Genomic DNA, 12,657 nt, shown 5'->3' on the forward strand with positions numbered 1-12,657 from the left:
TTTGAATCTCTGAAATACTTTTATGAAGATGCCCCTGAATATCATGTTATTGTGGCAGGATCTCTTTTAGGTGTGGCCTTACATGAAGGTATTTCATATCCTGTTGGAAAGGTAACAACATTAAATCTTTATCCACTGAATTTTAGGGAATTTCTATATGCTGTTGGCGAAACAGGCCTAGCTGATGCTCTTAAAACAAAAGATTATACTTTAATAGATAGTTTCTCTGAAAAATATATTTACCATTTAAAAAACTACATGTATGTAGGTGGCATGCCAGAAGCTGTAAACGCTTTTTTAAATAACAGTGATTACTATACCGCTAGAGAGATTCAAAAAGAAATTATACTTCAATATAAAGGCGATTTCGGCAAACACATTTCTGCCAATGAAGTAGTTAGAGTTAATATGGTTTGGGATGGCATCCCAATGCAATTAGCGAAAGAAAATAAAAAGTTTTTCTTTGGACAAATAAAAAAAGGCTCACGTAGTAGTGAATTCGAAAAAGCCATACAGTGGTTAGTTGATAGTGGTCTAGTATATCGTGTTCACAAAGTAAATGAGCCTCATGTTCCTCTTTCTGCATACAAGGAGCTCTCATTTTTTAAACTATTTTTTTTGGATATTGGTTTGTTAGGTGCTATGAGTGAATTAGATTTACATTCTATTATCGAAGGTAACAGTCTATTTGTGGAATTTAAAGGTGCCCTAACAGAGCAATATGTTTTACAACAAATTATTAGCGATACTGAGTATTCGCCATATTACTATGGGACTGAATCGGCTACTTTTGAGCAAGACTTTCTTATTCAGAAAGGAATGGATGCTGTCCCAATTGAAGTAAAAGCAGAGACTAATATTCGCTCTCAAAGTTTAAAGGCATATTATGATAAATTCCACCCTACTACGTCTATCAGATTGTCATTGCTAAATTATAAAGAACAAGATTGGATGGTAAATATTCCACTTTATGCAGTATGTAACATGTAGTCCATATAGTAATATTGCTACTTCCAATCACTATATTTTAGATAGGGAAGCCAGGATTGATGCCAAGGAATTGGCGTGAAAATAGAATTGATTAAATTAGATTATCAAACAAAAGAGTTCAAATGCCATTACATTTGAACTCTTCTGTTTGAGTTTGAACTTACCAAATAGATTCACTCTTTTGTACATAGAATGACCCTTTTCCTTCACCGTGTTTATCTATAAAGCCTTCTTCATTTAGCTTTTTTAACGCATTAAACACCGATGTACGACCTACGCCAGGGCAATTGGCTAAAACATCCGCTGGAGTAAATTTTCCAATTTTATTTTCTACATACGCCTTAACAACATCATATGAGGAACTTCTTACACCTGTATCATCCATCACACCAACACGCTCCTCAAATTCTAAATATGATGCAAGTACTACCTGTAACATATATTTTATAAATGGTGTTGGATCATTTTTCTCTTCATGCCAGCCGTAATCAATTTCCTGAAGAACATCATAATACACATCTTTTGTCTTTTCAATTTGCTTTTCTATACTGATATATTTTCCAACAGCATATCCATTTTTATAAAGCAACAGCAATGTTAATAATCTACTCATTCTACCATTACCATCGTTAAATGGATGTATACATAGAAAATCGCAGATAAAGGCAGGTACTAATATCAACGGATCTACAATCTCTAAAGCAGCAGTTTCTGCATAACTCCTACAAATAGCTTCTATTGCTTTAGGCGTCTCATATGGTGGAACTGGTGTAAATCTGATCACTTCGCTTCCATCTGGTCGCGTTTCCTTAATATAGTTCTGAGTATTCTTAAAACTGCCACCATATGTAAAACCTGCATGTTTTAGCAAATCTCTGTGCAGCTGTAAAATGTGGTTAGGAGATATATCTATATATTCATAGCTTTCGTGTATGGTGTTCAAAACATCTCTATAACCAAGAATTTCCTTCTCATCCCTGTTCTTGGGTGTTGTTTTATCGTTTACTAGCTGTTTAATTCTTGTACTAGTTGTAACTATTCCTTCAATACTATTAGATGCCTCGGTACTTTGAATCCTTGCTATTTCAATTAGACGATCTAATTGCGCTGGCTTTTGACGAACAAATAAATCCTGCCTTCCCTTACATTCATGAATTTTTGAGCACAAAAGCAAGATGTCATTATCCCACGTTTGCTGGCTCAGTTTTTTATAATCAAAATTCCTCATAATGAAATCTCCTGCGATTTGTTCATTCACTATAATTTGAGTTCAATTATAGCATAAATTGAACTCAAATAAAACAACTTGAACTCACATCTATCGATAATAATAAGATGAATTGTCTAAGTCATCTTTTGTAATCCGCTGAGACATCTAAAAATGACCGAATCCCTGAGATATAATCATCATAAGCTGTTTCTGCATCTTTTCCGTGAAAAACTTTGCAAAGCCCACACATATCGCAATCTGCAATACATGGAAATCTTTGCTTTATATAATCACGCCGTTCTTGTTCAGTTGAATTTATAATATCTGGAGCTTCTTTCATAGATATACCTATTTTATTTGCCTATCATGACGGTATATAGACATATAATCCTTATTAATATCACTAATTTCACGTTTTCCATCTATATAGTCCTGGTAAATATCCCAAGGGCTACCGCCACCAAGCCAACAAGAAGAACAGTTTTCACATCCGCCTCCACAATCAAGAGATGCTTTTATAATCTCTTCGCGCTCTTCTCGTGTTGTATCTTTAATAAGGATTGATTTCATAGGCCTTTACCCCGCTAACATTTCCTTGTTAATAGTATCTTCACTAGCTGCCATTGCTTGCAATGTTTTATCTAACAAATCGTTAAGCTCCCAGCCAAGCTGATTTGCTCCACGTTCTATAACCTCTCGTGAGCATCCTGCAGCAAATCCTTTGCTTTTATATTTCTTCTTAAGAGATTTTAGCTCCATATCTTTAGTACTCTTAGATGGTCGCATTAGGGCTGCCGCCCAAATAAGTCCTGTCAGCTCATCAGCTGCAAAGAGTACTTTTTCCATTTCTCTTATTGGCTCTACATCTATAGTTTCTCCGCAACCAACAGTAATTCCGTATCCGTGTGAACATACTGCATGAATAATATCTTCACTCACACCGCCCTCTTTTAATAATTCTGGAGCTTTCAAACAATGCTCGTCTGGATACAATTCAAAATCTATATCATGTAAAAGTCCAACAATTCCCCAATATTCCTTTTCATCTGCATAACCAAGCTCATCTGCATACCATTTCATAACAGCTTCAACGGTCAATGCGTGTTGAATATGAAAAGAATCTTTATTGTATTTTTTCAGTAAGTCGAAGGCCTCATCTCTTGAAATCATTTGTATTATCCCCCTTCTCTTCTTTCCTAAAAGCATACTCTTTTAGTAGGTAAATAGCAATCATAAATGTAAACCAGATAATAGATTTTAAGGCATTGCCTGCGACATCTACATCGATGACAGAAACATGAAACCAGAAGAATTGGTGTGTAGAGCTTAAAAAAGTAGCAAGGCCACATGGACCTTGCTACTGGATGATGTAAAGAAGAATTATTTGAAGAATACTAAGAGCGAATTATATAAATCAGCCTGCCAGCTGGCAAACATATGGGCACCGTCTCTTAGCTTTACAAATGCATAATTCTGCCCATCTGTAAATTTGTCAGGAATGTCTGATAGTACTTTTTCACAAAAATCTTTATGGTTTTCAAGAGCAAAATCTCCTGCTCCGTTTCCGTTATACCAAAACTTTATTTCATAATCAGCGAAGTCCTCTGTCATTGCTTTTTCAAAAGCTTCTGGCTTTTGCCATGCCCCGGAATACATTCCAAAGTAAGCAAATAAATCTGCATTATCTGTCATACCAGAACGAGCAACTGTCATAGAGCCACGGCTAAGGCCTGCAAATGCTCTGTGGTCTCTTGTAGCTATTAAGTTTTCTTCTGACACATCGTGCCCTGCGTATGTTGCAAGTTGAGATTCAGCAGTTGGAATAATATTGTTTCTTAACTCCTGACCAAAATATACAGGCCAAATGTTTTGTGCATTGTCTACTTCCCCACCATCTTCAGCTTTGTCAGCGTATATCATTTCATCATTTAGCTTTTCTGATAAGGCTTTTGCATCATCCTCTGTCATTTCATACCCTTCCATTTCCGAATAGTATGTAGGACATACAACGATTGTTGGTTCACACATTCCTTCTTTAATCATGTTGTCAAGGATATTACGTGTAGCAGACCATCCCTCTAACCATATAGTTTCCATTGCTGGATCAGTTTCACCCCTGGTTCCATGCAATAAATATAAAACATTGTACTGACCATTTTCGTCATAACCATATGGCAGATATACTGTCATTGTCTTTGTAAGAGTCTCATCAACACCTTTTAAGTCATTAATGGCATATGCAGGTGTTTCATACTCAATTGTTATTACTTCACCTTTTTCATCACATTCTTCTTTCAATGCATCAATGTCGCCATTCTTTTTTGCAAAATCCCACTGATATTCCTGGGCCGCCGTCTGCTGTACCTGTGCCTGTTGTTGCTCTTGTTTTTGGCCGCAGCCTACAAACATGCTTGCCGCTGCTAATAAACAAACTAACTTACTAAATCTTTTCATTTCAAATTACTCCTTAAAAAATACTAGCATGCAGTTGTATAAATCAACCACCCAGCTTTGATATGAATGAGAGCCGTCCTTGATATCAACCCATGCAAAATTTTCACCATCTACAAATCTTTCTGGCATAGCCTCAACCACTCCATGGCAGAACTCATCGTGCTCATCATGGGCTATATCACCTTTGCCATTTCCGTTGTACCAAAACTTCACCGCATAGTCCTTATACTCATCAGATTCTAAAGCGTTTTTGAAATCATCTACTTCTGTTTTGGCTCCAGAATACGAACCTACCCAACTAAACATATCTACATTCTTCATTAATGAGCAATGAATGCTAGTCATTGAGCCCATTGAAAATCCAGCAAATGCTCTGTGGTCGCGAGTTGCTATAAGATTTTCCTCTGACACATCACCATCTGCATAAGTAGAAAACTGAGACTCAACAGTAGGGACAACCTGATTTCTTAATTCATCAGCAAACACATATGTTAAATCCTCTGCTCCTTCAGCATTATCTATATCCATTTCTGTAGCGGGATTAAATGTTGGTGTTACTACAATGAATGGATCGCAGACTTTGTTTTTAATCATGTTATCAAGTACATTTCTTGTAGTTGGGCCCCAGCGTTCTCCTGCAAGCCAATAGATTTCTGATTCACCGCCTCCATGCATCAAATATAAAATGTTATATTCCTTGGCAGGGTCATAGCCATATGGTGTATATACCCACATTTCTTTAGTTACAGTTTCTTCTGGATTTACAGGATAATTAGGTGTCTCGTACTCAAGCTTTGTCAGTTCACCCTTTTCATCGCATTCCTGTTTCAGATCATCAATTCCTGTAGTCTTTTTTACGAAATCCCACTGATACTCTACAGCAGCATCTTTTGCCTGGGCCTGAGCATTTGTGACACTAGCAGTTTCAGTCTGTTTTCCACAGCCAGTTAATAGGCCACATACAATTAAACCAAGAGATAAAAATACTTTTGTCTTTTTCATAATTAAAACCCTCCTTAAAAACTAGTTACATACTAATTTTCAAGGAGGGTCTTCTCAATATAAGCGTCACCAACTGTTATTAAGTTGCCATAAGTTGCTTATCTTTTGTTATGATATGCTGCGAGAGCTTCCATAAATTCTTTTTTCTTTGGACGACTTACAGTAATATCCTGTCCTGCAACAGTCACTACATTTCCTTTTACAGATTCAACATATGCAAGGTTAACAAGATAGCATTTAGCACACATAAAGAATTCGTTACTGTCAAGTTCGGCAGCGGATTCCTTTAGGGTTCCTCTTATTCTATATGTATCCTTGCTGGTGTGGTAATAAACATTATGTCCTTGTACTTCCACATAACGAATATCCTCCATCTTTATAGAAACCATCTTATCTTCTACCCTAAGAAGTAATGATGGGCTTTTAGCTCTGTCATCTGTAAGCTTAATAGCACGAGCTATCTTTGTTTCAAACTTAGTATACTCTAAAGGTTTTACAACGAAATCTGTAGCGGCTACTTCGTACCCTTTGATAGCATACTGAGCTAAATTGGTTACAAAGATAAGCACTACTTTTTCATCTAGTTCTCGAAGTCTTTTTGCAGCCTGAAGTCCGTTCATTCCAGGCATATCAATATCCATAAAAACCACATCATAGTTTGATTTATAGTTAGTAAGAAAAGCCTCTGGAATAGAAAACTCGCTAACTACAAAATCTTCTCCAAAGTTTTCTGTATACTTTTTTAAATAGGATTGTAACTGCTGACGTATATTTGCGTCATCATCCACAATTGCTATGTTCCTCATTTCTTCTCCTGTTCTAGACTCTCACTTATAGGGAATATGATATTTAGCATAAAAATATCTTCTTCAAGCTTTGTATTTATACTACCATCGTATTTTTCAATAACATATTCAAGTCCTGCAAGTTCTGGTCGTTTAACAATTATCTGCCCGTTTCGCTCTTTTAAAATATAATCTTTATCCAAGTCCAAAGGATGTTCTATTTGAATAAGCAAAAACCCCTTTTCGGAGTGTACATAAATATAGATATATCTTTTTGTATGATTTGCTAACTGTCTGACTGATGATATAGCACTATCAATTAGCCCACTAAAAAGGACATATAAATCCGTTGTCTTAATAAAGGAAAGGGCAGCCCCATCAATCATTGGAGTAAATACAATATCATGATCTTTACAGTAATAATTCTTTTCATTGAAAATAATATCAAGAGTAGTATTTCCTGTCTTAATATCACTATTAAAGGTTCTAAGCACAGCCATAGCATCTTCAGCATGTTTCGTTGGTTCAACGCCCATTGCGATTGCAGCAATTTCGTATTTTAGGTCATGACACTTTTTTTGTATTGCTTCCATATTGGATTTAGACATTTTATATTGCTGCTCTTTATCTGCAATAAGTCTTTGAGTTATTTCTAGTTCTTTATCCTTCTCACTTATTTGCACAATGTTGAACTGAATAGCAAGAACCAAAAAGCAAAACATTAGATTCCAGATATACTCAATTAAGGAGCTATATGAAACTGTATAATCCGCCCCTGCTACCACAATACCAAGTGACCAGAACTGATTCATTATCAGCACTATCGCCCCTAAAATACTCATTGGGATAGTGGCGTTCTTTTGCAACTCTGCTCTAATAGCTTTCTTGGCTGTAATATAGTAGGCTATCGAAAATACGATAATATCAATTCCTATAATCAGCGCATAGCCTAAAATGAAATAATCCCCTTTAGTCTCACTGAAATGTCCAAATACTCTTGGAAAAAACACTGTGATTATAGAGTTTATTAAGCTTGATATATGCTTTAAGGTATATCCAATTGTTCCTAAGAACACAGTTTGTGTCATAGTTGTTTTATAACATAATTTTAAATAGAGGAAAGCAACAAGTATGATTGGAATATGTATAAGCAAGTAATTTAGCCCCTCTAATGGAAATAAAAAAATGTATACAAATACTAATGCTAAACAGCAAAATAAGCGAAGAACAAAATAGTTTCTCCGCTCCAAATTTCTAGCTAAAATTGTACATGGCACTGCTAATTCTATAGTGTTTAGCAGCATTATAATCGTCAAATGAATATTCATCTAATCCCCCAAAGTGCATAAGCTGACCAACTAAAAAGCTGGCCAGCTAAGATTAGTAATGTAATTACTGCTCAATAGCACCTGTATTAACATTTACTGTGAATGATGTTGCATCAAAGTCCTCAAGCACTGATGGGTCATCGCTAGATAATGTAACTGAACCATTCATGTTCAAATATCCTGATGTAGGAGCCTCAAGTGTGATTTCCTTCTGGCCATCTGCATTAGCTTCACCTGCTGTATATTTACCATTATACACATTTTTAATGTTTGCCACTACAACACCACTAATCTGGTTTACATAGAAGCCATGTGTAAGAGTATATGTTCCGTCTGCGTTAAGTACTAAAATGTCCTGATCAGTATTTACGCAGTCACCTTCGTAACCTGCCTCAACTGAATCAACCTCTGCTGTGTATACCTCAGCAGCTCCTGACTTTCCACAAGCTACCATTGACATAGCACATACTACTGCAAGTCCTGTTGCAATTAACTTTTTCATTTTTCTTTCCTCCAATATCCTTTTCATTATATTTATGTAGACGCATTTAGCGTTTCTACCACTTTAGTTTTCAACTTCCACTTTAATCACATTTTTACTTTTCTTTTTATGTCCGCTGAACAAAAAGACTATTCCTAATATTGCAAATAAAGCGACTACACCATACATAGCCATTCTCCATGGTGCCATCTTGTATTCAAGTGTTGTTCCATCAGAAAGACCGTTTACTGTATTAGAATTTACATGGGTGTAAATAATATTTTTAGCTGCCTGTCGCATGTATTTCAGGGATGAAGCATTGCTTGTATCTGCAATCTTGCTAGGAAGTGTAGATGCATTAGCAAGCATCAAATCATTTCCATTTGTGATTCCCCATTCAACGTTCATGTATCCATATCCGTTGTAATCAGTTACAACAGTTCCAAGGAATCCCCACTCATCTCTAAGGACACCATTTAAAAGGCTGCCGCAGCCACCAGACCAAACAGATCCGATTCTGTTGAATGAGCTCATTACGCCAAGAGAACTTCTCATTGTCTTTGTTTGAGTGTTTCCATCTTCATCCAAATACTTTAATTCAGCCACTGGCTCTTTGATGGCAATCTCAAATGCCTTGAGATACAACTCTCTCATTGCCTGCTCATTAGCCCATACACATGGACCGTTATCAATTCTATGGGCTTCCACATCATTTAATGCAAAGTGCTTAAACATTGTAGTAAGACCCTTTGAGCTAGTACCTTTAATTGTTGCCGCGCAAGTTTTACCTGTAATAACAGGATCTTCTGAATAATATTCGAAGTTTCTACCACCGAATGCTGTTCTATGTAAGTCACAGCCTGGAGCATACCAACCATCAACGCCTGCTATAACCGCCTCATTACCAACTGCAATACCATATTCGGTGGCAAGATCTGTATTCCATGTGGCTGCTACTAATGTTCCACAACAGTTAAAGTTTCCAGATGCACCAAATCCCAAGCCACCATATTGCTTTAATCCAGCAGGGCCATCTGTAGCATTGGACATTGGAAGTCCAATAGATTTAACAGGTATTGTTCCCTGGTTTCCTGAATAGATTAGCTCTGTCATTTCTTTTTCTGTTAATTCATCAAGCAGAGCATCCCATCTAGGATCATCATATGTAGCACCTCTTAGGACTACTGCATTTATTTTGTTGTTTTTACCTGTTGCTGGCTTTTCATCAGCATTATCATAATAATCAGGCTTGTACTCTTTAAAATTAGCTACTACACTGTCAGCTGCCTTCAGGTCATCTGCTGTAGGGGCTGTTGGCATTGTTGAAGCAAAATCTGTTCTTGAAAGAATTGTTGACTTTCCTTCTTCGAAATGAGCGTTCTGTTCATCAAATTTTGTTGTAGCTGCAACAGTTTGATGATTTGCTTTCCATTCATCCGAATAGTTTACGTATTCACCTGTTTGAGCCTCCACCTCTGTAGGTCTTGGATTAGATGAATCGTATACCACTTTGGAATCCACTACATATTCGTATTCGCAATTTTCACCATATAACTCATGGCTATTCTTACGTACTGAAATGATATAGCTTCCCTCGTCAAGCACATAACAGCCAGCATTCTTGTAATCAAAGCTTGCCATTGTATCTTTTCCAAAAGAAAGAGTGTACTCTTTTGTCTCTCCTGGTTTGATATCATCTGTTTTATCGTAGGCTGCCAATACAACCTCAGCTTTTTCAATATCTCCGTTAAATGGTGCGCTGTAATAAATCTGAACTACATCTTTACCTGCAACATCACCAGTGTTTGTTACTGACACTGTTACGTCGATATTGTTTCCATTTTCCTTAACATCTGTAATTGCCTGTGCAAATGATGTATAGCTAAGTCCATATCCAAATGGATAAACAACAGCATTGTCATAGTCGATTACACCCTCAGCTGCAGCTGTTTCATACCATCTGTATCCAACATAGATGCCCTCTTCATACTCAATCATGTATCCATCTGTGTTAGAGTATTTCTCTGTTGTTACATTTGCATAAGTTGGATCTGCTGCAAGATCTCTTGGCCATGTATCCACTGTATGACCAGATGGATTTATTTTGCCATCTAAAATCTCTGCAAGGGCAACAGTACCTCTTGAACCTGGATAAGCCATCCAAAGAACAGCATCTACATTTTCATCATCCTGCAATTCTCCAAGCTCCATAACATTGGCGCTGTTTATAACAACCACTACATTGTCAAAGTTCTCTTCAACATGCTTTAAAAGATCCTTTTCTTCCTTACAAAGCTCAAGCTCGTGCTGTCCATCTTCGTAATTTTTTGTTTCTGCTACATCATTAGACATGGCTGTTTCGCCACTTGAAATGCTTCCCTTTAAGTCAGAGCAAAGGTCCATACCTTCACCTCCCTGACGTCCTAATACAACAATGGCTGCATCATGATATTTTTCATATGATGCTGTGACACTATTGTTGTAATAGCTCATTGGGAATTCGCCAATGTAGTATGTCATCGCACTTGGCTTGTCCATTGTGTATGACATGGACTCAACCTTATCAAGATTCTCAGAATAGAGCTTTGTTAAAGTATCATTTACATTAAAGCCTTCGTCCTGGAGTGCCTTCTGGATAGATGTGCACTGAGCAGGATCGCCTGCTCCAGAGCCATTACCGCCCCAGACAACATCCACGCTTCTACGCCCAAACAATGAAACAGACTGCCCCTTCGAAAGAGGTAATGTTCCATTATTTTTCATAAGAGTAATGCCCTCTTCTGCAATTCTCTTTGTTACATCTTTTGCATACTTATCAATTTCTTCTGCTGTATCATAGTCTGTTGTGTAATAATCTGTGTCCCAGTTTTCACTACCTGGCTTTTGAACCATTACAGCCTCTCCGAGACCAATATAAGTATCCAAAATTCCCCCGAAATAATTTCCTGCCCCTGTAATTACAATTGCAAGGATTAGAAATATTATTCCAAGGATTGAAAATACTTTTCCTGACTTTTTTTACTTCCCATCAGTTCATCCTCCTTATAAAACTATTGTTATCTTAAAAATAAAAAAGCCGCCTTACAATTAAGACGGCATTATCTGTCATTTAGTAGTCATGAAATGCATTATGCTTCAGCAACTGGCCTGAACTTGGTGAACCTAATCTTCCAGAAATGATAGGGACCGGCCTCCTGTTAGAGACCAGTCCCTTTAATTTATGTCTTATTTAGTTGGAGTTATTACTATCTCATGAAGAACAGTACTGTTGCATTGACTCTGCCTTTTCCGTCCATTATGCCAATTCTTACCTTCTCATCTGTTGCTCCTACCCTGTTGATTTGAATTGCCTGCATGTTATTAAACATGTTCCTTGAGCCAAATAACTTCACCTTACGTTCCACTTCTAGTTCAATTATCTGTGGTCCTGTAGGCATGTATGTGGCAGAAGATTCTCTCATTATCTCGTCAAATGTATACGCCTGTTCCTATGCATCTTCTTGGCATCTCTGGGCAAACGGCGATCTTTTCATTCAACCTTACGTGATGATAAGGATCTGAACTACATCCCACGTATGTGTATCTGTAGAGTTCAAGAAACTTTTTAAACTGTCCAAAGACACCTGGTTTTTCTGGATTAAATGTTCCGTTAAGTACTCCACCAGTGTTTGAAAGCATTTCTTCACGTGTACTTAAAGCTGCATAGTCAACTGGTATACAGTGAACTACTAGTCCGCTATAATCTCAACTCCAGCATCTCTCATTTCAGGAAGTTCTTTAAGATAAAAATTGTCATTCTTGGCTGCTACAGAATCAAGATATATTCTGACTTTATACCCTCTCTTAACTGCTCCATGCGCAGTGCGTGCCACGCAACATCTTCCATCCACACCAACCATATTGATAGTATCTACTTTAAGCCGTTCTATGAACTGAACAAACTCTTCCGAAGAAAAAGCACTTGGCCATCTTTTGGCAAATACAAATTCAGATACTACGTCAAGACCTTCTGCCAGTACGTACTTATCTTCATTCTCAAGCTTGCCTACATTTCGCACATAGACTACTGGCATGTCTGAAGCAATAGCCTCATGAATACGCACGTTAACTCTCTCAAGCAAGTTTGGATCGTAGCTATTCATATATTTTTGTTGTATATCAATCACAAGAAGTATTTCCATATAGTATTATCCTAGACACATTTTTTAATCGAAAAGCTGCACAGCCGAAGCCATGCAGCAAATATACTTTCCTAAAATCACCTATATTATAACAAAGAATGCTATATTTTTGCATTTTATTGGACATATGGCTATGATTGCTACATACGATGAATTTATCAACTTATTTCAATTCTTCATTGGACGAATTAATCAGCCTGGTAATTAACAAAGTATTCATAAATAT

At 37.0% G+C, this 12,657-nt stretch carries 14 protein-coding genes; 1 reads left to right on the top strand and 13 read right to left on the bottom strand.

Annotated features, from left to right (window positions below):
• Window positions 1–990: ATP-binding protein (locus BM097_RS13040; RefSeq protein ID WP_143084994.1), on the top strand; the 990-nt coding region annotated here is incomplete at its 5' end.
• 160 nt (window positions 991–1,150) lie between these two features.
• On the opposite strand, the gene BM097_RS13045 is transcribed toward BM097_RS13040, so the two are convergent.
• From BM097_RS13045 to BM097_RS13105, 13 genes are all read right to left on the bottom strand, one after another.
• Window positions 1,151–2,218 carry a Fic family protein gene (locus BM097_RS13045; RefSeq protein WP_090550893.1) on the bottom strand — a complete coding sequence of 356 codons (1,068 nt, stop codon included), beginning with the start codon at window positions 2,216–2,218 and terminating at the stop codon, window positions 1,151–1,153.
• Between the two features lie 121 nt (window positions 2,219–2,339).
• Window positions 2,340–2,540, bottom strand: a complete 201-nt coding sequence (locus BM097_RS13050; protein ID WP_090550897.1) for a hypothetical protein — start codon at window positions 2,538–2,540, stop codon at window positions 2,340–2,342.
• An 8-nt stretch (window positions 2,541–2,548) separates the two neighbouring features.
• The gene (locus tag BM097_RS13055) at window positions 2,549–2,770 is read right to left on the bottom strand and encodes a hypothetical protein (protein WP_090550900.1); all 222 of its coding nucleotides are present in this window, start codon (window positions 2,768–2,770) and stop codon (window positions 2,549–2,551) included.
• 6 nt (window positions 2,771–2,776) lie between these two features.
• Window positions 2,777–3,370 carry an HD domain-containing protein gene (locus BM097_RS13060; RefSeq protein ID WP_330389660.1) on the bottom strand — a complete coding sequence of 198 codons (594 nt, stop codon included), beginning with the start codon at window positions 3,368–3,370 and terminating at the stop codon, window positions 2,777–2,779.
• Window positions 3,371–3,580: 210 nt separating this feature from the next.
• The gene (locus BM097_RS13065; protein WP_090550904.1) at window positions 3,581–4,654 is read right to left on the bottom strand and encodes an alpha/beta hydrolase; all 1,074 of its coding nucleotides are present in this window, start codon (window positions 4,652–4,654) and stop codon (window positions 3,581–3,583) included.
• Between the two features lie 6 nt (window positions 4,655–4,660).
• Window positions 4,661–5,656 (bottom strand): alpha/beta hydrolase, encoded by a 996-nt coding sequence (locus BM097_RS13070; RefSeq protein ID WP_090550908.1) that lies wholly within the window; start codon window positions 5,654–5,656, stop codon window positions 4,661–4,663.
• A gap of 98 nt (window positions 5,657–5,754) precedes the next feature.
• A complete protein-coding gene (locus tag BM097_RS13075) occupies window positions 5,755–6,462 on the bottom strand; it encodes a LytR/AlgR family response regulator transcription factor (protein ID WP_090550912.1) in 708 nt (235 codons plus the stop codon).
• Window positions 6,459–7,769, bottom strand: coding sequence for a GHKL domain-containing protein (locus BM097_RS13080; protein WP_090550915.1), 1,311 nt, complete (start codon window positions 7,767–7,769; stop codon window positions 6,459–6,461). The genes BM097_RS13075 and BM097_RS13080 overlap by 4 nt, the downstream gene beginning before the upstream one ends.
• A 64-nt stretch (window positions 7,770–7,833) precedes the next feature.
• Entirely contained in the window at window positions 7,834–8,271 is a 438-nt protein-coding gene (locus tag BM097_RS13085) for a hypothetical protein (protein ID WP_090550919.1), read from the bottom strand.
• Window positions 8,272–8,334: 63 nt separating this feature from the next.
• Window positions 8,335–11,175, bottom strand: coding sequence for a glycoside hydrolase family 3 protein (locus BM097_RS13090; RefSeq protein WP_143084995.1), 2,841 nt, complete (start codon window positions 11,173–11,175; stop codon window positions 8,335–8,337).
• Between the two features lie 320 nt (window positions 11,176–11,495).
• Window positions 11,496–11,711: a hypothetical protein gene (locus BM097_RS13095; RefSeq protein WP_090550927.1), complete on the bottom strand. Its 216-nt coding sequence runs from the start codon at window positions 11,709–11,711 to the stop codon at window positions 11,496–11,498.
• 7 nt (window positions 11,712–11,718) lie between these two features.
• Entirely contained in the window at window positions 11,719–11,928 is a 210-nt protein-coding gene (locus BM097_RS13100) for a hypothetical protein (RefSeq protein ID WP_090550930.1), read from the bottom strand.
• A 50-nt stretch (window positions 11,929–11,978) separates the two neighbouring features.
• The gene (locus BM097_RS13105) at window positions 11,979–12,431 is read right to left on the bottom strand and encodes an isochorismatase family protein (protein ID WP_090550934.1); all 453 of its coding nucleotides are present in this window, start codon (window positions 12,429–12,431) and stop codon (window positions 11,979–11,981) included.
• Between the last annotated feature and the right edge of the window lie 226 nt (window positions 12,432–12,657).

The sequence above is a fragment of the Pseudobutyrivibrio sp. OR37 genome (assembly GCF_900113655.1).
Classification (GTDB): Bacteria; Bacillota; Clostridia; order Lachnospirales; family Lachnospiraceae; genus Pseudobutyrivibrio.